Genomic DNA, 608 nt, shown 5'->3' with positions numbered 1-608 from the left:
GACATCCCCGGATCAAAGCCTGCTTACGGCTCCCCGAGGCATTTCGTCGTTCGCCACGTCCTTCTTCGGCTCCTAGCGCCTAGGCATCCTCCGTGTGCCCTTACTAGCTTATCCTCGCTCTCATTTTAGCATGCCCTCCGTACGCTGTCGCGTAAAAGTCGGTCATACCAAAATGTTCGCTCGTGCAAGAAATATATGTTAGTTCGCGTAAAAGTCGCTCACTCAAAATATATCCTCGCCAAAGCAGTAAGTTCGTGATGCCAAAGCATCACTTCTATACTACACTTGCATTGCCTTAACACTTTTTCGCTATCCAGTTTTCAAGGAACAATTATTTAGATGATGTTTTAATCACTCCACCTCATCAGCGGAAGATCATCCTATCATGATCGGATCTGTTCATCAACCTGTAAAAGTTGGAAACCTCGTCTCATGCGAAAGAGCTTTTGCTCTTTCAAAACTGACAACGAGTGAACTGTGCTTAGATTGGTATGGATGAGCTGCGTCATCCGATACTCCATAGAAAGGAGGTGATCCAGCCGCACCTTCCGATACGGCTACCTTGTTACGACTTCACCCCAATCATCTGCCCCACCTTCGGCGGCTGG

At 47.7% G+C, this 608-nt stretch carries 2 rRNA genes; both read right to left on the bottom strand.

What is annotated here, in order from left to right:
* Positions 1-114: ribosomal RNA gene (locus tag ACFPXP_RS07950) — 23S ribosomal RNA — on the bottom strand; the annotation flags it as partial.
* 409 nt (positions 115-523) lie between these two features.
* Positions 524-608 (bottom strand): 16S ribosomal RNA (locus tag ACFPXP_RS07945); the annotation flags it as partial.

It is taken from the genome of Marinicrinis lubricantis (assembly GCF_042658665.1).
Taxonomy (GTDB): Bacteria; Bacillota; Bacilli; order Paenibacillales; family KCTC-33676; genus Marinicrinis; species Marinicrinis lubricantis.
Note: the sequence above shows the minus strand (reverse complement) of the source record. Positions and strands in the feature narration are given on the sequence as shown.